Below are 21,337 nucleotides of genomic sequence, written 5' to 3' on the forward strand. Positions count from 1 at the left end.
CGGGAGCTTGCGCGGCCCGAGCAATGGCCCGGGCCCGCACATCGAAGACACGGAAAGGCATCTCATGCGGCGTGTGGCAATCATCGGCGGCGGGGCCATCGGCTCGGCCATCGCGTACTTCCTGGGCGCCGACCCGGCGAGCGAGGCCTTCGACATCACGGTGGTGGAGCGCGACTTCTCGTACCGCCAGGCCTCGTCGGCGCTGTCGGCCAGCTCGATCCGGCAGCAGTTCTCCACCGCCATCAACATCGAGATGTCGCTCTACGGCATCGACTTTTTCCGCACGCTGGGCGAGACCCTGCGCGTGAGTGACGACGTGCCGGACATCGGCCTGGTCGAGCCGGGCTACCTGTACCTGGCCTCGCCGGCGGGTGTCGACGTGCTGCGGGAGAACCACGCGACGCAGAAGGCGCATGCGGTGGACGTGGCGCTGCTGACGCCCAAGGAACTGAAGGCGCGCTTCCCGTGGCTCTCGACCGAGGGCATCGCGCTCGCATCGCTCGGCCTTTCGGGCGAGGGCTGGTACGACGGCTACAGCCTGCTGCAGGCTTTTCGCAAGAAGGCGGTGTCGCAAGGCGTGCACTATGTGCAGGCGCAGGCGACGGGCCTGCGGCGCGAGGGGCGCCGCGTCACCGGCGTGCAGCTCGACGGCGGCGACACGCTGCATGCGGACATCGTCGTCAACGCGGCGGGCGCGTGGGCGGCGCCGGTCGCGCAGTGGGCCGGCATCGCGCTGCCCGTGCACGGGCGACGCCGCAGCGTGTTCAGCTTTTCATGCCCGAGCACCTTGCCGGGTTGCCCGCTGGTGATCGACACCTCGGGCATCTGGCTGCGGCCCGAAGGTCGCCAGTTCATCTGCGGCTTTGCGCCGCCCGAAGACCGGGACCCCGACGATGCACCGCTCGAAGTCGACCACGAGGCCTTCGAAAACTTCATCTGGCCGGCGCTGGCCGAACGCATCCCGGCCTTCGAGGCCGTCCGCATGACCGGCGCCTGGGCCGGCTACTACGAGATGAACGTGTTCGACCACAACGCGATCCTCGGCCTGCACCCGGACTGCGACAACCTCTACCTCGCGAACGGTTTCTCGGGCCACGGGCTGCAGCAGTGCCCGGCGGCGGGGCGCGGCATCGCGGAGCTGATCCGCTTCGGCGGCTACCGCAGCCTCGACCTGTCGCCGCTGTCGTTCGCGCGCGTCCTCGAGAACCGACCGCTGCGCGAGAAGAACATCATCTAGGGTTGCTGCTCCGCCGGCTTGATGTCCCCCGCGGGCGATAGCAGCGCCGGGTCGAACGCGGCGAGCGCGCGGCCTTCCTTCAACCGCTTCGGCCAGTCGGGGTTCGACAGCGCGCCGCGTCCCAGCGCCACGAAGTCGGCGCCGTCCGCAAGCGCCGCTTCGGCGCGCCCCGGGTCGTGCAGGCTGCCGTTGGCGACGATCGCAAGGCCGGGCGCGTGGCGGCGCGCGAGCTGCAGCAGGCTCGGTCCCGCATCGCCGAAGGCCGGTCGCCAGGCTTCGAACTCGGTGACGTGCAGGTAGTCGATGCCGCTGTGCGCCAGGGCCCCGAACACCGTCGCCGCGCCGGCCTCGGCTTCCTGCCACTTGTGGCCGAAGTCGTTGACCTTGCCTTGCGAGATGCGCACGCCGACCGGCGCCGAGGCGCCCAGCATCTGCCGCACGGCGCGCACCACCTCGACCGTGAGCTGCACGCGCTGCGCGAGCGCGCCGCCCCAGCGGTCGGTGCGCGTGTTGGTGTGGCCGCCCAGGAACTGGTCGAGCAGGTAGCCGTTCGCGCCGTGGATCTCCACGCCGTCGAAGCCCGCCACTTCCATGGCCAGCAGCGCGGCCCGGGCGAAGCCGCGAATCGCCTCGGCGATGTCGGCGTCGGTCATCGCGCGGGGCACGGGGTACTCGCCTTCGCCGCGGTAGGCCGCCATCTGCATGCCCAGCGGGCGAACGGCCGACGGCCCTGCGGTGTGGTCGCGAAAGCGGTTGAACTGCGACAGCGCGCCCGCATGCATGAGCTGCGCGATGGCGCGCCCGCCCGCGCCCTGGATCGCCTTCACCACCGGGCGCCACGCGCGGGCTTGTTCGCCGTCGCTGAGGCCGGGCTGGCGGGCATAGCCTTGCGCGTACGCCGTGTCGGTGTAGATGCCTTCGGTGATGACGAGCCCGAAGCCGCCCCGCGCAAAGCGCTCGTAGTAGCGGGCCATGGTGCCGTTGGCGTGGCCCTCGGGCGAGGCGCTGACGCGCGTCATCGGCGCCACGGCGAGCCGGTTGGGCAGCTGCAGGCCGTGCAGCTTCGCCGGCGCGAGAAGCGGCGTGCTCATCGGGCGTCTCCGGGCGCGACGGCGATGGCCTCGATCTCGATCATCGCGTCGGGCGAGTACAGGCCCGAGACCTCCACGATGGTGTCGGCCGGGTAGGGCGCCGAGAACCATTGACGGCGCAGTTCGACGATCTTCGGAAAGTGGCTCATCGAGGTCAGGAAGATCGTCACCTTGACCACGCTACCCAGGGTTGTGCCTGCAGCTCTCAGCACGCGGTCGAGGTTCTTGAAGGCCTGCTCGGCCTGGCGATCGAAGTCGCCCTTGCCGACGATCTCGCCGTCGTCGCCGATCGCGGCCTGGCCGGACACGAACACGAGGTTGCCGAGCTGGATGGCCTGCGACAGCAGGAAGGGGGCGTAGGGGTCGGGCTGCGTATGGATCTGCTTGGGCTGGAGTTGCATGACAGGTGCCTTCGATGGTGAATTTCAGATCAGCCGTGGAAGTGGTTTCTTCCCGCGACACCTGAAATTTAGGGATGAAGAGGGCGCCCGACAAAGGCTGATTTTTCAGCCAATGGATGAGTTGAGCTAATCTGTCTGCATGCGAAGACTTCCTCCCCTGGGCGCATTGCGCGTGTTCGAGGCCGCGGCCCGCCGGCTGAGCTTCAAGGCCGCCGCCGACGAACTGCACGTCACGCCCACCGCCGTCAGCCACCAGATCAAGCAGCTCGAGGAAACGCTCGAGGTGCGCCTGTTCGAACGCGGCACGCGGCAGGTGCACCTGACGGCCGCCGGCCACCAGCTGTTCCCCGCGCTGCGCGACGGCTTCGACAGCTTCGAGCGCGCTGTCGACGGCGTGCGCCGCCTGAAGGGCACGCGCATCGCCACGCTGTCGTCCACGGTCGGTTTCATGGCCCGGCGGCTGGCGCCGCGCGCGGGCACCTTCCGCGACCTGCATCCCGAATGGACGCTGCGGCTGGACGCCACCAACCAGGTCGTCGACCTCGACACCGAGGCCGACGCGGCGATCCGCTACGGCAACGGCCGCTACGCCGACCTGGTCGTCGAGCCGCTGTTCCAGGACCACTACGCGCCGGTCTGCAGCCCCGCGCTGGCGGTCGCGGCGCGGCAGGACCTGAAGGCCGTCTCGCTGATCCATTTCGAATGGGGCCGCGCGGGGCGCGACGAAACGCTGGCGCCCGTGTGGCGCACCTGGCTCGCGCGCGCAGGCCGCACCGACGTCGATGCGCAGGCCGGCCTGTCGTTCACCGAAGAGATCCACGCGGTGCAGGCCACGGTCGCGGGGCAGGGCGTCGGCCTGCTGAGCCTGGCGCTCGTGGCCGACGAGCTGGCGTCGGGCCTGCTGGTGCAGCCCTTCGAACTGTCGGTGGAAAGCTACCGCTACGACCTGGTCTACAGCCCGCGCGCCGCCACCCGCCCCGCCACGGTCGTGCTGCGCGACTGGGTACACCGCGAGTTCGGCGGCGGCGAAAAGAAGGCATAGTGGCAGGCATGACTGCCCAGACCCTGTACGCGCAAAAGCGCGTTTCCGCCGCCGATGCCGTGCGCCAGGTGCGCAACGGCGACATGATCATCGTGCCCACGGGCGTCGGCGAGCCGCCCTCGCTGCTCACCGCCTTGTCGGAGCAGCGCCGCGATTTCCGCGACGTGAAGGTGGCGCAGATCCTGGCGATGCGCAAGTACGCCTACATCGACCTCGAGACGGTCGAGCATGTGCGCCACGTCGCGCTGTTCTTCGGCGGCGCCACGCGCGCGGGCGGGCAGGCAGGCTGGATCGACTTCATTCCCAACTACTTCTCCGAGATCCCGGCGCAGATCGAGCGCGGGCAGATCGCGGCCGACGTGGTGTTCAGCATGGCTTCGCCGATGGACGCGCACGGCTACTTCGCGCTGAGCCTGGGCCCCGACTACACGATGGCCGCCGTGGCGAAGGCGCGCGCGGTCGTGCTCGAGGTGAACCCCAACGTGCCCTACGCGCACGGCAACTGCCACGTGCACATCTCGCAGGTGGCGGCGCTGGTGGAAAGCAGCGAGCCGGTGATGGAAGTCGGCCTGCCGAAGATCGGCCCGGTGCAGGAAGCCATCGGCAAGCACGTGGCCGACCTGATCGACGACGGCGCCACCTTGCAGATCGGCTACGGCGGCATTCCCGACGCGGTGGTGATGCAGCTCACGAGCAAGCGCGACCTGGGCATCCACACCGAGATGATCGGCGACGGCATCCTCACGCTGGTGGAAAGCGGAGCGGTCACCAACCGCCGCAAGAACTACCTGCCGGGCAAGTCGGTCGCGACCTTCGCGCTGGGATCGAACAAGCTGTACCGCTTCATGGACCGCAACCCGGGGCTGGAGATGCACCCGGTGAACTTCACCAACGACCCGGCGCTGGCGGGGCTGAACGACAACCTCATCGCCATCAACGCCACCATGCAGATCGACCTGCTGGGCCAGTGCGGCTCCGAGAGCCTGGGCCACGCGCCGTACTCGGGCACGGGCGGGCAGTCGGACTTCGTGCGTGCGGCCAACCGCTCGCGCGGCGGTAAGGCCTTCATCGTGCTGCCTTCGACGGCCAAGGACGACACCATCTCGCGCATCGTGCCCTCGCTGTCGCCGGGCACGCACGTGAGCACGAGCAAGAACGACATCAACTACGTCGTCACCGAATACGGCGTGGCGCAGTTGCGCGGCAAGTCGGCCAAGCAGCGCGCGCAGGAGCTGATCGCGATTGCGCACCCGGACTTCCGGGCGGAGCTGACGGAGCAGGCGAAGCGCGCGAAGCTGCTGTGAGCGTGGCGCAGAGCGCCGCTCAGCTGGCCTTGGCCGCCCGCACCAGCGACGGCGTGGCCTTGTAGCTTTCGGGGAACAGCTTCTTCAGGTCGTCGATCTTCGGCAGGTCGTTGATCGCGATGTAGGGCTGGTTCGGGTGCAGCGTGAGGTAGTCCTGGTGGTAGTCCTCGGCCGCATAGAAGGGCTTGGACACCTCGACCGTGGTCGCCAGCGGCTTGTTGCCGAAGGTCTTGGCCTGGTTCAGCTGGGCGATGTAGGCGTTGGCGATGCGGGCCTGGTCGGCGTTTTCGGCGAACACGGTGGAGCGGTACTGCGGGCCGGTGTCGGGGCCCTGGCGGTTGAGCTGGGTCGGGTCGTGCGCCACCGAGAAGTAAATCTGCAGCAGCTTGCCGTAGCTGACCTTGCGCGGGTCGTAGCTGATGCGCACGGCTTCGGCATGGCCGGTGCGGCCCGAGCCGACCTCGTCGTAGCGCGCAGTGCGGGCCTCGCCGCCCGCGTAGCCCGAGAGCGCATTGCTCACGCCTTCGACGCGCTGGAACACGCCCTGCACGCCCCAGAAGCAGCCGCCTGCGAACACGGCGGTGGCGGTGGTGGCGCCTGCGGGTGCGGTGAGGTCGACCGTGGGCGCGGGTACGCGGCGCGCGGTCTCGGCGAAGGAGGGGGCCGCGTGCCAGGCGAAGGCGGCGGCGGCGAGCGCGCCGGCGGCGATGGCGAAGGATTTCATGGCGGTCTTTCGTAGGGAGCGCAGGAAAGGAACAGTGATCCCGATCCCGCCGGCCGTCAATGGCGGCGGGGCCGGGGAGAAGGCGGCTTACTTCTTCATCTCGTCCTTGCCCATCGCGTCCTTCTTCATTTCGTCCTTGGCCATGGCATCTTTCTTCATGCCATCTTTGGCCATGCCGTCCTTCTTCATGGCGTCCTTGCCCATGGCGTCTTTCTTCATCCCGTCCTTGGCCATGCTGTCCTTCTTCATGCCGTCCTTGGCCATGTCGTCCGCGGCCAAGGCCGAGGCGCCGGCGAAGGCCATGCAGGTGGCGAGGAGGGTGGCGGTGAGCTTGTTCATGTCGGTCTTCCTGAGTTGAGGTTGGGTTTTGTTGTCAAGATCGGCGCGGTCCCAGATGGAGACACGGCCTCACGCTTTCTTCGGCAGTCGAGCGGCTGCGGCAGCCCCTCAGCTCCCTCCGAACCAGTTGTAGCCCTGGTCTTCCCAGTAGCCACCGGGATAGGTGTTCGTCACGTACATCGCCTGGATGTGCTTGGGGTTCTTGTAGCCAAGCTTGGTCGGCATGCGCAGCTTCATCGGGAAGCCGTACTTCGGCGGCAGCGGCTGGTCGTCGTAGCTCAGCGTCAGCAGCGTCTGCGGGTGCAGCGCGGTCGGCATGTCGATGCTGGTGTGGTAGTCGTCCGCGCACTGGAAGCCGACGTACTTCGCGCTCAGGTCCGCGCCGACGTGGCGCAGGAAATCGGCAAAACGCACGCCGCCCCATTTGCCGATGGCGCTCCAGCCTTCCACGCAGATGTGGCGCGTGATCTGGTCCTGCTGCGGCAGGGCGCGCAGCTCGGCGAGTGTCCAGCGGCGCTTGTCGGCGACCATGCCGCTCACTTCGAGACGGTAGGTGGCTTCGTCGACCTCGCGGACCTCGTCCTCGCCGTAGTAGGCGTTGAACGGAAAGGGGCGCGTGATCTCGGCCTCGGTGTAGGTCGGCGCCAGCCGCGTCGGGCTGAAAAGCCAGCCCTGCACCTCGTCGTTGAAGCGCGAGACCTTCGCGAGCGCGGCTTCCACGTGGCTGTCATCGCTGATGCTGCAGCCGGTGAGCATCGACAGGCCGCCCAGCGTCAGCGAACGGCGCAGGAACAGGCGGCGCGAGGGGGCGTCGAGCCGGCGCTCGATGAGGGCGCGGGCTTCGCGCACCACGGCGTCGCCGTCGACACCGACCAGGGGAGGGCGTTTGAAAAAGAGGCTCATGGGGTGTGGGGCGCGCGACCGCGCAGCATGGTGAGCAGGGTGCGGGGCACGAGCGCCACCATCACGAGGTGCACGGCAACGAAAGCCACCAGGGCGGCCATCGCCACGAAGTGGACGCGGCGCGCGGCTTCGTAGCCGCCCAGCAGCTCGCGCAGCAGCGGAAACTGCACCGACTTCCACAGCACCAGCCCCGACAGCACGATCGCGACGAGGTCGACGATCGCGAACAGGTAGGCGAGCTTTTGCACATGGTTGTAGTGGCGCGGGTCGGCGTGCGAGAGCCTGCCGCCGAGCGCGGCCCGCGCATCGCGCCAGAGACCGGCCGGCGTGAGCGGGAAGAACTTGCGCGCGAAGCGCCTGCTGGCGAGGTTCAGGCCGAGGTAGACCAGCCCGTTGAATACCAGTAGCCACATCGCCGCGAAGTGCCACTGCAGCGCGCCGCCGAGCCAGCCGCCCAGCGTGATCGAGGCCGGGAAGCGAAAGGCAAAGAAGGGCGCCGCGTTGTAGATGCGCCAGCCGCTGGTCACCAGCACCAGCACGGCCAGCGCGTTGAGCCAGTGCGTGACACGCATCCACAGCGGGTGGATCGGTCGGTGGTCAGGGGCGGAGCGTGTCTGCATGGGCCGGATTGTTGGGCGCACCCCCTCGCCGATTCATCACGCAAAGTTCAAGGATTCGTGATAACTCCGAGGGGCGTCTCGCGGGACAATCGCGGCCATGGACACCGCCAAACGCGTGCTGATCGTCGAGGACGACGCCCACATTGCCGAGCTGCTGCGCATGCACCTGCGCGACGAGGGCTACGCGGTCGAGCACGCCGCCGACGGCAACGCCGGCCTGCGCGCGCTGGAGCGCGGCCAGTGGGACGCGCTGGTGCTCGACCTCATGCTGCCCGGCATCGACGGCCTCGAGATCTGCCGCCGCGCCCGTGCCATGGCGCGCTACACGCCCATCATCATCGTGAGCGCACGCTCGAGCGAAGTGCACCGCATCCTCGGGCTGGAGCTGGGCGCCGACGACTACCTGGCCAAGCCCTTCTCGGTGCTGGAGCTGGTGGCGCGCGTGAAGGCGCTGCTGCGGCGCACCGACGCGCTGGCGCGCAACGCGCGGCTGGAGTCGGGCAGCCTCACGCTGGGCAACCTCGACATCGAGCCGCTGGCGCGCGAGGTGCGCGTCGACGGCAAGCCCATCGAACTCACGCCGCGCGAGTTCGATCTGCTGTACTTCTTTGCGCGCCATCCCGGCAAGGTGTTCTCGCGCCTCGACCTGCTCAACCAGGTCTGGGGCTACCAGCACGACGGCTACGAGCACACGGTCAACACGCACATCAACCGGCTGCGCACCAAGGTCGAGGCCGACCCGGCCGCGCCGCGGCGCATCCTCACGGTGTGGGGGCGCGGCTACAAGCTCGCGGCGGACGACGCCGCACCGAAGGGTGACGTATGAGCGCCGCGCCGGGCCGCCCCAAGCAAGCTCGCTCCCGCCTGGCGGGAAGGCGCGAAGCGCCAAGGGTGCTTCAATGACGATGGCCTGGGCCACGCTGTCGCGGCGCCTGTCGATCGCGTTCGCGGTGCTGCTGCTGGCCTGCTGCGGCGCCTCGGCGTGGCTGCAGATGCGCGCGGGCGCGCAGCACGCGCAAGAGGTGACGCAGCGCCTGTCGCTGGGGCTCGCGGCCCACATCGCGCAGAACACCGAACTCATGAAACCCGGCGGCCTCGACCCGGTGGCGGTGAAAGACCTGTTCGACAAGCTCATGACCGTCAACCCCAGCGTCGAGGTCTACGTGCTGGGGCTCGACGGCCGCATCGAGGCCCAGGCCGCGCCGCCCGGGCACCTCAAGCGCGACAAGGTGGCGCTCGGCCCCATCCGCCGGCTGCTGGCCGGCGAGCGGCTGCCCATCGCGGGCGACGATCCGCGCAGCGTCGACGGTGCCAAGGTCTTCAGCGCCGCGCCGCTGCGCATGGGCGGGCGCGACGCCGGCTATGTGTACGTGGTGCTGCAAGGCGAGGACCACGACGCGCTGGCCGCCAACCTCTCGGCCGACACCGTGCTGCGCACCACGCTGTGGTCGATGGCATTGGTGGCACTGCTGGGGCTCATCGCCGGGCTGGTGGCGTTCCGCCTCATCACGCGGCCGCTGCGCGAGCTGACGGCGGCGGTGCGGCGTTTCGAGGCCGAGGGCATCGAGGCGCTGGAGCGCGAGGCGCCCATGCCCGCGCCGCCGCGCCACGCCGACGACGAGATCGCGCAGCTGCAGCAGGCCTTCGCGCAGATGACGCGCCGCATTGCCGAGCAATGGCGCGAACTCAGCCTGCAGGACCGCCAGCGCCGCGAACTCTTCGCCAACATCTCGCACGACCTGCGCACGCCGCTCACCTCGCTGCACGGCTACCTCGAGACGCTGCTGCTCAAGGCCGGCACGCTCAGCGAGGAAGAGCGCCGCCGCTACCTGGAGATTGCGCTCGGCCAGAGCCGCAAGGTGGGCCGGCTCGCGCAGGAGGTGTTCGAGCTGGCGCGGCTCGAGTACGGCGTGGTCAAGCCCGAGAAAGAAAACTTTGCGCTGGCCGACCTCGTGCAGGACGTGTTCCAGAAGTTCGAGCTCGCGGCCGAGGCGCGGCGCCAGCAGCTCAAGCCCGACATCGCGCCGAACCTGCCCGTGGTGTCGGCCGACCTCGGCATGATCGAGCGCGTGCTGACCAACCTGCTGGACAACGCCATCCGCCACACGCCGGCCGGCGGCGAGATCGAGGTGCGCCTGCGCCCGGCCGACGCCGGCGTGGCGGTGCAGGTGAGCGACACCGGCCCCGGCATTCCGGGCGAGCTGCAGAAGGGCCTGTTCACGCGGCCTGCCTTTGCCGATGGCGGCACGCGCGGCGGCGGGCTGGGGCTGATGATCGTGCAGCGCATCCTGCAGCTGCACGGCAGCGACATCCGGCTCGTGCCGCAGGCGGGCAAGGGCGCGGTGTTCCTGTTCCGGCTCGGGGGCGCAACAGGGCGCTGAAGGCGTTGAACCCGGTGGTCGGCGGGTTTGCCAGCGGGCGGCGGGCGATGCTACAAGCGAAGCGGCATCACCCCCCAAGAACAGAAGGAGACCACCGACCATGCCCGCTTTCGAGACTGTCCTGATCGACAAGGACCCGCAACACCCGCGCATCGCGCGCCTCGTGCTCAACCGCCCCGAGAAGCTCAATGCCATCGGCGACAGCACGCCAACCGACATCCGCCGCGCGGTCGAGTGGGCCGAGGCCGACGACGAGGTGCATGTGATCGTGGTCGAGGGCGCGGGGCGCGCTTTCTGCGCCGGCTACGACCTGGGCGACTACGCGGAGGGCCACGGCCGCGAAGGCCAGGCCGACCATCCCTGCCGGCAGGAGAAAACGCCGTGGGACCCGATGCTCGACTACGCCGCCATGAAGCGCAACACCGAAGACTTCATGTCGCTGTGGCGCTGCCGCAAGCCGACCATCGCCAAGGTGCACGGCTACGCGGTGGCCGGCGGCTCCGACATCGCGCTGTGCTGCGACCTGCTCACCATGGCCGACGATGCGCGCATCGGCTACATGCCCACGCGCGTGTGGGGCTGCCCGACCACCGCGATGTGGACCTACCGCCTCGGCGCCTTGCGCGCCAAGCAGCTCATGTTCACCGGCGACACCATCACCGGCACGCAGGCGGCCGACTGGGGCCTGGCCAACTTCGCGGTGCCCGCGGCGCAGCTCGACGAGGCCACGCTGGCGCTCGCGCAGCGCATCGCGGGCGTGCCCAGTTCGCACCTCATGATGCACAAGATGGTCGTCAACCAGGTCTGGCATTCGATGGGGCTGGAGCAGACCCAGATGTTCGCCACCGTGTTCGACGGCATCACGCGCCACAACCCCGAAGGCATGTGGTTCCGCCGCCAGGCGGAGGCCGAAGGCTTCAAGAGCGCGGTGCAGTGGCGCGACAGCGGCCGGCCGATTCCTGAAGGCGACGAGGCGAGGGCGCGCATCGCCGAGCTCGAAGCGAAGCTGGCTGCGCGCGGCTGAGCGCGATGGCTCGCGCGGTGGCTCAGCCGCCCTTGCGGCGCTTCACCACCACCGTGGCCTCGAGGCCTTCATAGGCCTCGGCGTCGCCGTACCAGCTGCCCGAGATGGGCGCCGCCAGCGCGGGGTCGCGCGCCACGCCCACGCGGATCAGCTGGCCGCTGCCCATGAGGTTGTTGGTCGGGTCGAAGGCCAGCCAGCCCGCGCCCGGCAGGTAGGCCTGCAGCCACGCGTGCGTGCTGCCGGCGCCGGTGACCGATTCGCCGGGCGCCTGCCCGGTGGCGTCGTTGTCCAGCGACGCGTCGTAGAGGTAGCCCGAGACAAAACGCGTCGCGATGCCGAGACGGCGCGTGGCTTCCATCATCAGCAGCGCGTAGTCGCGGCAACTGCCGCTGCCCAGCGCCAGCGTTTCGAGCGGCGTCTGCGTGCCTTCCTCGTCGCGCGCCTTGTATTCGAAGCTCTGGCCGATGTGCGCGTTCATGCGCGTGAGCACGTCGCGCGTGCTGTTGGGCTGGTCGGTGTGCAGGAACTGGTGCGCCCAGCGGATCAGCGTGCCGTTGGCATCGTCGTTGTGGTGCGGGCGCAGGTAGTGCTCCAGGTCCAGGCGCTCCTGCACCGAATAGGCAAAGGGCAGGAACTCGGCCGACGGATCGAGCGTGAGCAGGTCGCGCTGCGACGGCGGCACGTGCTCGATGGTGAAGGAGCAGACGATGCGCAGCTCGGTCGCCTCGCCCAGCGGCTGCACCAGCGCGACGGAGTTCGAGTACGGATCTTGAATGAGCCGCGTGAGGGCCTGCGGGCTCACCTGCAGGTCGGTGGCGAGCACCCGCAGGTCGTGGCTGTCGCGCGGACGGAACATCACGCGGTGCAAGCCGAAGGTCACCGGCTTGTTGTAGCGGTAGACGGTGGTGTGGGTGATGTCGTACTGGATGGCCATGGCGCGCATTGTGCGGTGCGCGCGTGACCTCGGGTGGCGGGAAAGCCAGAACGCGTCGATTCAGTCCGATCCGGGCCAGAGCCGCTGCGTGCCCAGCGCCTTGGCGAGCGTCGCGGGCAAGGGCAGCGGCTCGCCGTGCCACTGCGCCGCCAGCAGCTCGGCGCACAGCGTGGCAAAGCTCAGGCCGCGCGAGCCCAGCGCGGTGCAGGCCCACAGGCCCTTGTCGGCGCCCGGGGCCAGCAGGCCGACCAGCGGCCGGCGGTCGCCCGAGGCGCAGCGCACGCCGACCCAGGCGCGGGCGTCTCCGCGTTCGAAGGCGGGCGCGAGCGCGGCGGCGGCGCCGGGGTGCAGGCGGGTGAGCCGTTCGCGGTTGGCGAGGCGGTCGGCGTCAGTGGGGGCGAGATCGGTGCTGTCGCGGTCGAAGGTGGCGCCGATCAGCCACAGCGGTTGCGGCGCCTGGCCGTCGGGCACGCCGGCGATCAGGTGGCCGTCGCCGTTGATGGGGGTGACGGGCAGGGCGGCGGGGTCCGCGCGGCCCCAGGCGACTTGGCCGCGCACGGGTTGCAGCGGCAGGTCGGGCGCGAAGTGGTGCGATGCGAAGCCCGCGGCCACGACGACGCGGTCGGCCTCGGCGAGCAGGGCGCCGGTGTCGTCGAGCAGCTGCCAGTTGCTGTCCGTGCGTGCGAGGCGCGCCACATGGCTGTTGCCGCGGAATTCGACGCCCGGTTGGCCCAGCCATGCGGCGATCAGCCGGTGCGGCCGCACCCAGGCTGCGCGCGCATGCCAGAGCGCCGGCGTGTCGGGCGGCAGGCCGGCCGCGGCGAGCCGATCGGGCTGCGCGGGCCAGGATTCGTTCGGGCCTTGGGCGCTCCAGCCGGGCGGCACGCGTACGTCGCCGTCGGGCCGGCGTTCGAGCGACCCGTGGGCGCCCCAGTCGCGGCCGGGCTCGAGCCGCAGCGCCAGTTCGGTCCAGGTGGAGCGGATGCCGGCGCGCGTGAGCCGCGACAGCAAGGCGTCGTCGGACGACACATGCGGCGCCAGCAGCCCGACCGGCAGGCCCGACGCGCCCGAAGCCGGCGTGTCGGCCGCGTCGAGCACCGTGACCTGCCAGCCGCGCCGCGCAAGGCTGGCCGCGACCGCAGCACCCGCGAGCCCGGCGCCGATCACCGCGCAATGCCCGGGCGCGTCGACGCCTTCGCGCACCGGCTGGCGGCGCCGCACGGTCCAGGCGGGCGCGAACACGCCGCGCAGGCTGCCGGGGTGCGAATCGAGCTGGAAGCCGTTCTGCGCCAGCGCATGACGCACCCCGTCGTCGTCGGTGCGGGCCGCGAGGCTGGTGCCCTGGCGGGCGAAGCGCGACACCGCCTTGAGCGTGTCGGGCGAGGCCATCGCCGGGCCGAAGCCGTCGAGAAAGAGGCTGTCGGCCTCGAAGCGTTGCGCGCGCAGCATCGGCTGCAGCTCGCCCACGCACAACGTGAGCAGCACGCGGCCGTCGTCGAAGGCCAGCCGGTGGAAGCCCGGCAGCAGCCCGGTCCATTGGTCGGCCAGCTCTGCAGCGAGCGGCGCCAGCGCCGGATCGGCTTCAGCCGCGCGCAGCAGATCGCCGGCCGGCGCCGGATGGGCGTCGACCGCGACGTAATGCAGCAGGCGCGGGCGCTGCGCGTCAGCGCGCCAGGCCTGCCAGGTTGTCAGGAAATGAAGGCCCGGCCCGAAGCCGGTTTCGAGAATCCGCCATTGCGGGCGCCCGGACCAGGCGGCGGGCAGGCCGCAGCCGTCCAAAAACACACGGCGCGAAAGCGCCGGTGTGTCGTTGTCGAGGGGGGAGGTGTCGTCGCCGGAGCGCGCGCCGAGCGGGGTGCCGTCGGCGGCCACGCCGGACTCAGGCCGCGGGAGGGGGAACGTAGCCTTGCGCCACGTCGGCGCCTTCGCCGAAGAAGTGCTTTTCCATCTGGCGCGCCAGGTACTGGCGGGCGCGCAGGTCGGCCAGGTTCAGCCGGTTTTCATTGACCAGCATGGTCTGTTGCTTGAGCCAGGCGGCCCAGGCTTCCTTGCTGACGTTTTCCCACAGGCGCTTGCCCAGGTCGCCGGGGTACGGCGGAAAGTCGAGTCCTTCGGCCTCTTTGCCGAGCTTGATGCACTGAACCATGCGTGCCATTTGATTGCCTCTTGTGGGGGAAAGCGGTTGCTTAGTTGATTTGGCTATTAAGAACTGAAAACTTGGTCGTTCCAGTTCCTATATGTCGTATTCAGAATACGTGGCTTCATTGATATGCCTTTTTAAGAGCAAGACACCATGAGCCTTCGCCGCGACTTTATCAAGCTTTCCCTGGGTGCCGGCGTGGCCGGTGCCTTGGCCCTGTCGGCATTGCCGTCGTTTTCGCAGGGTGCGGCGGGTGCCAAGGGCCCCGTGACGCTGCTGAACGTGTCGTACGACCCGACCCGCGAGCTGTACGTGGACTACAACCAGGCCTTCGCCAAGTACTGGAAGGCCAAGACCGGCCAGGACGTGAGCGTCAAGCAGTCGCACGGCGGCTCGGGCAAGCAGGCCCGTTCGATCATCGACGGCATCGATTCCGACGTGGCCACGCTGGCGCTGGGCGGCGACATCGACGCCCTGGCCACGCACGGCGGCCTCGTCAAGGCCGACTGGCAAAAGCGCCTGCCGCACAACTCCGCCCCCTACACCTCGACCATCGTGTTCCTGGTGAAGAAGGGCAACCCCAAGGGCCTGAAGGACTGGGACGACCTGGTCAAGCCCGGCGTGCAGGTGATCACCCCCAACCCCAAGACCTCGGGCGGCGCCCGCTGGAACTACCTCGCGGCCTGGGAATTCGCCAAGCGCAAGTACGGCGGTGAAGCGAAGGCCAAGGAATTCGTCGGCAACCTGTACAAGAACGTGCCCGTGCTCGACACCGGCGCGCGCGGCTCGACCATCACCTTCGTGCAGCGCGGCGTGGGCGACGTGTTGCTGGCCTGGGAAAACGAAGCCTTCCTGGCGCTGAAGGAGTTCGGCCCCGAGAAGTTCGAGATCGTCGTGCCGTCGATCTCCATCCTGGCCGAGCCCAGCGTGGCGGTGGTCGACAAGGTGGTCGACAAGAAGGGCACGCGCGCCGTGGCCGAGGAGTACCTGAAGTACCTGTACTCCGACGAAGGCCAGGACATCGCGGGCCGCAACTTCTACCGCCCGACGTCTGACAAGGCCAAGGCCAAGTACGACAAGCAGTTCCCCAAGCTCACGCTGGTGACCATCGACCAGGCCTTCGGCGGCTGGGCGAAGGCCGACAAGGAGCATTTCGCCGACGGCGGCTCCTTCGACCAGATCTACGCACCCAAGCAGAAGTAAGCGCAGCTGTTCCGGAATCGATCGCTGGTGGCACCCCGTGGGAGGGCGCCGGGGATCGCTTCGCCCTGAATTTCTCCCGAAGCCCAACGAAAGTTTCTCGTGTCCGTTCTCCTGATTGCCGGCAGCCCTTCGGCCCCGTCCCGTTCCACCGCCTTGCTCGACGCGGTGGGCGAGCGGCTGGCCCAACGCCATGCGCGCATCGAGCGGCTCGCGATCCGCGACCTGCCGGCGCAAGCGCTGCTGCTGGCCGAGTGGGCGCACCCGGCCATCGAGCGAGCCATTGCCCAGGTGGCGGCGGCCCGTGTGATCGTGGTGGCCACGCCGGTCTACAAGGCGGCCTACAGCGGCGTGCTGAAGGTCTTTCTCGACCTGCTCTCGCAGAACGCGCTCAAGGGCAAGACGGTGCTGCCGCTGGCCACCGGCGGCAGCCCGCACCACATGCTCGCGCTCGATTACGCACTGCGGCCCGTGCTGCAGTCGCTGTCGGCGCGCCACATCCTGCCGGGCGTCTACGCGAGCGATTCGCAGATCGCGCTGACGCCCGAGAACGCCTATCAGGTGCACCACGACCTGGCGGAGCGCTTGAACGAGGCCGTCGAGGTGCTCGCGACCGAAGGCCTCAAGTTGCCAGCCACTCACGGCTTCGAGCCGGTGCCATTTTCCCGTGTGCGATGTAGCGTCTGACGACCGGGTTCCTCGCTGAACCCGGCCCCGGCCAGACCTTTTTCCGTTCCCCGTTTTTCCAAGCCGCCTGTGTGCGGCCGGGGGATCGCTTTGCCTCACGTTTTTGCACCAAGGAATTCCGCATGAACCCCGTCGCTCCCGAAGACTCCGTGTTCGAAGTCGCGCCGCGCTCCTTCTGGCAGGCGCTGCGCGACCTGGCCATCAGCGCCATCGTCGTCACCGCCATCGCGCTCATCGTGAGTTTCATCTCCGCCGCCTCGGCGCATGCCCAGACGCAAACGAAGGCCAAGGGCGAGCTGCGCATCGGCTACCAGAAGTCGGCCAGCCTGTTCGTGCTGCAGAAGGCGCAGGGCACGCTCGAGAAGAAGCTCTCGCCGCTGGGCTTCGGCGTGAAGTGGGTCGAGTTCCCGGCCGGCCCGCAGCTGCTCGAAGGGCTGAACGTCGGCGCGGTCGACGTGGGCTATGTCGGCGAGGCGCCGCCCATCTTCGCGCAGGCCGCAGGGGCGAAGTTCGTCTACTTCGGCTACGACCCGGCCGCACCGCGCGCCGAGGCCATCCTCGTCACCAAGGATTCGCCGATTCGCTCCGTGGCCGACCTCAAGGGCAAGAGGGTCGCGCTCAACAAGGGCAGCAACGTGCACTACCTGCTCGTGAAGCAGCTCGAGAAGAACGGCCTGAAGCTCTCCGACATACAGCCCGTGTACCTCGCGCCCGCCGACGGCCGCGCCGCCTTCGAAAGCAAGAACGTCGACGCCTGGGTGATCTGGGACCCGTTCCAGGCCGCCGCCGAGAAAGCCACCGGCGCCCGCGTGCTGGCCGATGGCGCACCGGACGTGGTCAACAACTACCAGTACTACCTGGGCGAGCGCGGCTTCGTGAAGAAGCACCCGCAGGTGATCGACGCGCTGTTCGCCGATTCGGTGGAGCAGGGCATCTGGCTCAAGAAGAACCTGCGCCAGGCCGCCGAGCTGATCGCGCCGCTGCAGGGCCTGCCCGTGGACGTGGTCGAGCTGGCGCTGCGCCGCTACGAGTTCAACGTGAAGCCGATCACCGCCGCCGTCGCGGCCGACCAGCAGCAGATCGCCGACACCTTCTACGCGCTGAAGCTCATTCCCAAGCCCATCAAGGTCAGCGACGCGGTCGTCACGGCCCAGCCCTGAACAGATTCGAAGGACCCCAATTCCATGACCCGCATTGCCATTCCCCGCCGCCGCCTGCTGCAGGGCGCAGCCGCCGCCCTCGCGCTGCCGTCGTCGTTCGCCGCCCTGGCGCAGAGCCCCGCGCGCCAGTTGCGCATCGGCCACCAGAAGGGCTACCTGAGCGTGCTCAAGGCCCGCGGCACGCTCGAGAAGCGGCTCGCACCGCTGGGCGCCACCGTGAAGTGGACCGAGTTCACGGCCGGCCCGGTGCAGCTCGAGGCGCTGAACGTCGGCTCGATCGACTTCGGCGACGTCGGCGAAGCGCCGCCCATCTTCGCGCAGGCCGCCGGCGCGCCGCTGGCTTACGTGGGCGCCACGGTGCCGCGCCCGAAGACCGAGGCGGTGCTGGTGCCCAAGGGCTCGGCCATCCAGACCGTGGCCGACCTCAAGGGCAAGAAGATCGCGCTCAACAAGGGCTCGAACGTCCACTACTTCATCGTCAAGCTGTTCGAGAAGCACGGCCTGGCGTACAGCGACCTGAACCTGGTCTACCTGCCGCCGGCCGATGCGCGCGCCGCCTTCGAAAAGGGCTCGGTCGACGCCTGGGTGATCTGGGACCCGTTCCTGGCCGCCGCGCAGCAGTCGCTCGACGCGCGCATCCTGGCCGACGCCGTGGGCGTGGTCGGCAACCGCGCCTACTACTTCTCGTCGCTCGACTACGTGGCGAAGAACGCCGACGTGCTGGCCATCGCGATCGAAGAGGTCAACAAGATCGACCAGTGGGGTGCCGCCCACCGCAACGAACTGGCGACCGAGCTGTCTGCGATCTGGGGCCTGCCCAAGGCCGTGGCCGACCTGTCGCAAGGCCGCACCGCCTACGGCACCGGCCCGATCACCAAGGCCATCCTGGCCGAGCAGCAGCAGATCGCCGACACCTTCTTCGCGCTCAAGCTGATTCCCAAAAAGATCAACGTGCTCGAAGCCGCCGGCGCGGGGATCGCGTGATGGCCGCCGTGTTGTCGACTGCGCTGCACGAACGCGCCGGCCAGGTGTTGGCCATCACGGCGCGCGCCTGGGGCGTCGTGTCCGCGGCGCGCCGTCTTCCTTTCCTGCTTGCCGTCTGAACGGGCAAGCCAACGAACGATCGAGAGTTTCCGATGCAGATCTTCTGGTTCCTCCCCACGCACGGCGACAGCCGTTACCTCGGAACGAGCGAAGGCGCGCGCGCCGTCGACCTGCCGTACCTGCAGCAGATCGCCGGCGCGGCCGACCACCTCGGCTACGAAGGCGTGCTGATTCCCACCGGCCGCTCCTGCGAAGACCCGTGGGTGATCGCCTCCAGCCTGATCGGCGCGACGAAGAAGCTCAAGTTTCTGGTGGCGGTGCGCCCGGGCCTGCACCAGCCCAGCCTGGCCGCGCGCATGGCCGCGACCTTCGACCGGCTCTCGGGCGGGCGCCTGCTCGTGAACCTCGTCACCGGCGGCGACCAGGCCGAGCTGGAAGGCGACGGCGTGTACCTCGACCACGCGGCGCGCTACGAGCAGTCGGCCGAGTTCATCCGCATCTGGCGCGAGATCATCGCGCGCAGCCACGAGACCGGCACCTACGACTACGAAGGCAAGCACCTGAGCGTGAAGGGCGCGCGGCTGCTGTTTCCGCCTGTGCAGAAACCGTATCCGCCCGTGTGGTTCGGCGGCTCTTCTGCAGCGGCGCACGACCTCGCGGCCGAGCAGGTCGATGCCTACCTGACCTGGGGCGAGCCGCCCGCGGAGGTGTCGAAGAAGATCGCCGACGTGCGCGCCCGCGCCGAGCGCCAGGGCCGCAGCGTGCAGTTCGGCATCCGCCTGCACGTGATCGTGCGCGAGACCGAAGACGCCGCCTGGAAAGCCGCCGAAGAACTCATCAGCCGCGTCGACGACGAGACCGTCGCGCGCGCACAGGCCGCCTTTGCGCGCATGGATTCCGAAGGCCAGCGTCGCATGGCCGCGCTGCACGCCGGCGGCGCCAAGCGCGGGCGCGCCGACCTGGAGATTGCGCCCAACCTTTGGGCTGGCGTGGGCCTGGTGCGCGGTGGCGCGGGCACGGCGCTGGTCGGCGACGCCAAGACCGTGGCGGCGCGCATCGAGGAGTACGCGGCGCTGGGCATCGACAAGTTCATCTTCTCGGGCTACCCGCACCTCGAAGAGGCCTACCGCTTCGCCGAGCTGGTGTTCCCGTTGCTCTCGCGCAAGGCGAAGACGCAACTCACGGGCGGCTCCCTGAGCGGTCCGTTCGGCGAGGTCGTCGCCAACCTCGACGCGCCCTCGCGCCTCGTCTCCCAAAGCTGAGGACACGCATGACCGAACAAGTACAGGAACTGCCGGCGGTGGCACCGGCATCGAACACCGCAGGGGACGCAGGCAGCGCGCTGCGAGGCTTCGGCCTCAACGTCGCGAAGCGGCTCATTCCGTGGCTGGTGCCGGTGGGGCTGATCGTCGTCTGGCAGATCGCCTCGTCGCTGGGCTGGCTCTCGACGCGCGTGCTGCCGGCACCGCTGGACGTGGTCAAGGCCGCGTGGTCGCTCACCGTGTCCGGCGAACTCTGGACGCACGTGAAGGTGAGCGCGGGCCGCGCGCTCGCGGGGCTCGCCATTGGCGGCGGCGCAGGGCTGGCGCTGGGCCTGCTCACGGGCTCGGTGAAGTTCTTCGAGACGCTGCTCGACTCGACCATCCAGATGGTGCGCAACATCCCGGCGCTGGCGCTCATTCCGCTGGTGATCCTGTGGTTCGGCATCGACGAATCGGCCAAGCTCTTCTTGATCTCGGTGTCGGTGTTCTTCCCGATCTACCTGAACACCTTCCACGGCATCCGCAACGTCGACCCGCAGCTCATCGAGATGGGGCGCACCTACGGCCTGTCGCGCTGGCAGCTGTACCGCGAGGTGATCCTGCCGGGTGCGCTGTCGTCGATCCTCGTGGGGCTGCGCTTCTCGCTGGGCCTGATGTGGGTGATCCTCATCGTGGCCGAGACCATCTCGGCGCAGGCCGGCATCGGCTACCTCACGATGAACGCCCGCGAGTTCCTGCAGACCGACATCGTGCTCGTGGGCATCCTGCTGTACGCGCTGCTCGGCAAGCTGGCCGACCTGTTCGCACGCGGCCTGGAGCAATGGTGGCTGCGCTGGCACCCGGGCTACCAGAAGAAGCCGGCGAAGTGAGGGCAGGGCACATGAACCAAATCATCAATCGACGTACCGCCATTGCGACGCTGGGTGCGCTCAGCGCAGGTGCCGTGCTGGCACAGCAACAACGGCCCGCCACGGTGCGCTTCGGCTACCAGAAGTCGTCCACGCTGATCGCGCTGCTGAAGGTGCAGGGCACGCTCGAGAAGCAGCTCGCGCCGCTCAACGTTTCGCTGAGCTGGCACGAGTTCACCAGCGGCCTGCCGCTGCTCGAAGCGCTGAACCTCGACAACCTGGACATCAGCGCCGACGTGGCCGACACCGTGCCCGTGTTCGCACAGGCGGCCGGCGCCGACCTGACCTTTCTGGCGCAGGAAGCGCCGTCGCCCGCCGCGCAGGCCATCGTCGTGCGCGACGACTCGCCGCTCAAGACCGTGGCCGATCTCAAGGGCAAGAAGGTCGGCTTTGCGAAAGCGGCCGGCGCGCACTACCTGCTGATCGCCGCACTGGAGAAAGCCGGCCTGTCGTTCAAGGACATCGAGCCTGCGTACCTCACGCCCGCCGACGGCCGCGCCGCCTTCGAACGCGGCGCCATCGACGCCTGGGTGGTCTGGGACCCGTTCCTGGCCGCCGCCCAGCGCCAGTCGAAGGTGCGCATCCTGGCCGACGGCGCGGGCATCGCGTCGTACCAGCGCTATTACCTGGCGAGCAGCAAGTTCGCGAAGGCGCGGCCCGACGTGCTGCGCGTGGTCTACGCCGAGTTGGAGAAGACCGGCAAGTGGGTCAAGCAGCATCCCAAAGAAGCCGCGGCCTTGCTCGCGCCCGTGTGGGGGCTCGACGCCCCGACCATCGAGCAGGCCAACAGCCGCCGCAGCTACGCCGTGCGGCCGGTGGTGCCCGGCGGGCTGGCCGAACAGCAGCGCATCGCCGATGCCTTCTTCGCCGAGAAGCTGCTGCCCAGAAAAATCGATGCGCTGAACGTGGCGCTGTTCAACCCCGGGGCCTGAATTC

General features: G+C 69.2%; 22 protein-coding genes. 13 read left to right on the plus strand and 9 right to left on the minus strand.

All coding sequences use genetic code 11. The features are described from left to right. The first annotated feature begins 64 nt into the window (after nt 1-64). Nucleotides 65-1,237: an NAD(P)/FAD-dependent oxidoreductase gene (locus VHAB30_RS09045; protein WP_159276754.1), complete on the plus strand. Its 1,173-nt coding sequence runs from the start codon at nt 65-67 to the stop codon at nt 1,235-1,237. On the opposite strand, the gene VHAB30_RS09050 is transcribed toward VHAB30_RS09045, so the two are convergent. Together VHAB30_RS09050 and VHAB30_RS09055 are read right to left on the minus strand one after the other, a co-directional pair. Further along, nucleotides 1,234-2,328 (minus strand): oxidoreductase, encoded by a 1,095-nt coding sequence (locus tag VHAB30_RS09050; RefSeq protein ID WP_159276755.1) that lies wholly within the window; start codon nt 2,326-2,328, stop codon nt 1,234-1,236. The genes VHAB30_RS09045 and VHAB30_RS09050 overlap by 4 nt on opposite strands. Further along, complete coding sequence (locus tag VHAB30_RS09055; RefSeq protein WP_159276757.1) at nt 2,325-2,729, minus strand: RidA family protein; 405 nt, start codon at nt 2,727-2,729, stop codon at nt 2,325-2,327. The genes VHAB30_RS09050 and VHAB30_RS09055 overlap by 4 nt, the downstream gene beginning before the upstream one ends. Nucleotides 2,730-2,868: 139 nt before the next feature. Here VHAB30_RS09055 and VHAB30_RS09060 point away from each other — a divergent pair, with 139 nt between their 5' ends. Both VHAB30_RS09060 and VHAB30_RS09065 read left to right on the plus strand, forming a co-directional pair. Continuing rightward, a complete protein-coding gene (locus VHAB30_RS09060; RefSeq protein ID WP_159276759.1) occupies nt 2,869-3,771 on the plus strand; it encodes a LysR substrate-binding domain-containing protein in 903 nt (300 codons plus the stop codon). Nucleotides 3,772-3,779: 8 nt separating this feature from the next. Further along, on the plus strand, nt 3,780-5,075 hold the full coding sequence (locus VHAB30_RS09065; RefSeq protein WP_159276761.1) for an acetyl-CoA hydrolase/transferase family protein: 1,296 nt from the start codon (nt 3,780-3,782) through the stop codon (nt 5,073-5,075). A gap of 19 nt (nt 5,076-5,094) precedes the next feature. Here the strand turns inward: VHAB30_RS09065 and msrA are convergent, their stop codons facing one another. The 4 genes from msrA to VHAB30_RS09085 all read right to left on the minus strand — a co-directional run bounded on the left by msrA (nt 5,095) and on the right by VHAB30_RS09085 (nt 7,661). Continuing rightward, the gene (gene msrA, locus VHAB30_RS09070; protein WP_159276763.1) at nt 5,095-5,799 is read right to left on the minus strand and encodes a peptide-methionine (S)-S-oxide reductase MsrA; all 705 of its coding nucleotides are present in this window, start codon (nt 5,797-5,799) and stop codon (nt 5,095-5,097) included. 87 nt (nt 5,800-5,886) lie between these two features. Further along, nucleotides 5,887-6,138 carry a pentapeptide MXKDX repeat protein gene (locus VHAB30_RS09075; RefSeq protein WP_095745469.1) on the minus strand — a complete coding sequence of 84 codons (252 nt, stop codon included), beginning with the start codon at nt 6,136-6,138 and terminating at the stop codon, nt 5,887-5,889. 108 nt (nt 6,139-6,246) lie between these two features. Continuing rightward, complete coding sequence (locus VHAB30_RS09080; protein ID WP_159276765.1) at nt 6,247-7,041, minus strand: molybdopterin-dependent oxidoreductase; 795 nt, start codon at nt 7,039-7,041, stop codon at nt 6,247-6,249. Further along, nucleotides 7,038-7,661, minus strand: a complete 624-nt coding sequence (locus tag VHAB30_RS09085) for a cytochrome b/b6 domain-containing protein (protein ID WP_159276767.1) — start codon at nt 7,659-7,661, stop codon at nt 7,038-7,040. The genes VHAB30_RS09080 and VHAB30_RS09085 overlap by 4 nt, the downstream gene beginning before the upstream one ends. Nucleotides 7,662-7,758: 97 nt before the next feature. Here VHAB30_RS09085 and VHAB30_RS09090 point away from each other — a divergent pair, with 97 nt between their 5' ends. The 3 genes from VHAB30_RS09090 to VHAB30_RS09100 all read left to right on the plus strand — a co-directional run bounded on the left by VHAB30_RS09090 (nt 7,759) and on the right by VHAB30_RS09100 (nt 11,066). Further along, the gene (locus VHAB30_RS09090) at nt 7,759-8,487 is read left to right on the plus strand and encodes a response regulator transcription factor (RefSeq protein ID WP_070060847.1); all 729 of its coding nucleotides are present in this window, start codon (nt 7,759-7,761) and stop codon (nt 8,485-8,487) included. 79 nt (nt 8,488-8,566) lie between these two features. Further along, entirely contained in the window at nt 8,567-10,042 is a 1,476-nt protein-coding gene (locus VHAB30_RS09095; protein WP_390903989.1) for a sensor histidine kinase, read from the plus strand. Between the two features lie 100 nt (nt 10,043-10,142). Further along, nucleotides 10,143-11,066, plus strand: a complete 924-nt coding sequence (locus VHAB30_RS09100; RefSeq protein WP_062472565.1) for a crotonase/enoyl-CoA hydratase family protein — start codon at nt 10,143-10,145, stop codon at nt 11,064-11,066. 22 nt (nt 11,067-11,088) lie between these two features. Here the strand turns inward: VHAB30_RS09100 and VHAB30_RS09105 are convergent, their stop codons facing one another. The 3 genes from VHAB30_RS09105 to VHAB30_RS09115 are packed head-to-tail and all read right to left on the minus strand — an operon-like array spanning nt 11,089 to nt 14,155. After that, complete coding sequence (locus VHAB30_RS09105; RefSeq protein ID WP_223301327.1) at nt 11,089-12,000, minus strand: transglutaminase family protein; 912 nt, start codon at nt 11,998-12,000, stop codon at nt 11,089-11,091. Between the two features lie 60 nt (nt 12,001-12,060). Then, a complete protein-coding gene (mnmC, locus tag VHAB30_RS09110; RefSeq protein WP_159276771.1) occupies nt 12,061-13,872 on the minus strand; it encodes an FAD-dependent 5-carboxymethylaminomethyl-2-thiouridine(34) oxidoreductase MnmC in 1,812 nt (603 codons plus the stop codon). Between the two features lie 7 nt (nt 13,873-13,879). Continuing rightward, a complete protein-coding gene (locus tag VHAB30_RS09115; RefSeq protein WP_013541095.1) occupies nt 13,880-14,155 on the minus strand; it encodes an oxidative damage protection protein in 276 nt (91 codons plus the stop codon). 138 nt (nt 14,156-14,293) lie between these two features. On the opposite strand from VHAB30_RS09115, the gene VHAB30_RS09120 reads away from it, so the two are divergent. The 7 genes from VHAB30_RS09120 (at nt 14,294) to VHAB30_RS09150 (ending at nt 21,333) form a co-directional block, all read left to right on the plus strand. Then, entirely contained in the window at nt 14,294-15,343 is a 1,050-nt protein-coding gene (locus VHAB30_RS09120; protein ID WP_095948675.1) for a sulfate ABC transporter substrate-binding protein, read from the plus strand. Between the two features lie 99 nt (nt 15,344-15,442). Then, nucleotides 15,443-16,027, plus strand: coding sequence for an NADPH-dependent FMN reductase (ssuE, locus tag VHAB30_RS09125; RefSeq protein WP_070060842.1), 585 nt, complete (start codon nt 15,443-15,445; stop codon nt 16,025-16,027). A 122-nt stretch (nt 16,028-16,149) separates the two neighbouring features. Beyond that, a complete protein-coding gene (locus VHAB30_RS09130; protein WP_159276773.1) occupies nt 16,150-17,187 on the plus strand; it encodes a sulfonate ABC transporter substrate-binding protein in 1,038 nt (345 codons plus the stop codon). A gap of 24 nt (nt 17,188-17,211) precedes the next feature. Next, entirely contained in the window at nt 17,212-18,171 is a 960-nt protein-coding gene (locus VHAB30_RS09135) for a sulfonate ABC transporter substrate-binding protein (protein WP_159271670.1), read from the plus strand. 152 nt (nt 18,172-18,323) lie between these two features. Then, nucleotides 18,324-19,493, plus strand: coding sequence for an FMNH2-dependent alkanesulfonate monooxygenase (ssuD, locus tag VHAB30_RS09140; protein WP_159276775.1), 1,170 nt, complete (start codon nt 18,324-18,326; stop codon nt 19,491-19,493). Between the two features lie 8 nt (nt 19,494-19,501). Then, nucleotides 19,502-20,362, plus strand: a complete 861-nt coding sequence (ssuC, locus tag VHAB30_RS09145; RefSeq protein WP_159276777.1) for an aliphatic sulfonate ABC transporter permease SsuC — start codon at nt 19,502-19,504, stop codon at nt 20,360-20,362. Between the two features lie 11 nt (nt 20,363-20,373). After that, entirely contained in the window at nt 20,374-21,333 is a 960-nt protein-coding gene (locus tag VHAB30_RS09150; protein ID WP_159276779.1) for an aliphatic sulfonate ABC transporter substrate-binding protein, read from the plus strand. Nucleotides 21,334-21,337: the final 4 nt, after the last annotated feature.

The organism is Variovorax boronicumulans (genome assembly GCF_009811375.1).
GTDB lineage: Bacteria > Pseudomonadota > Gammaproteobacteria > Burkholderiales > Burkholderiaceae_C > Variovorax > Variovorax boronicumulans.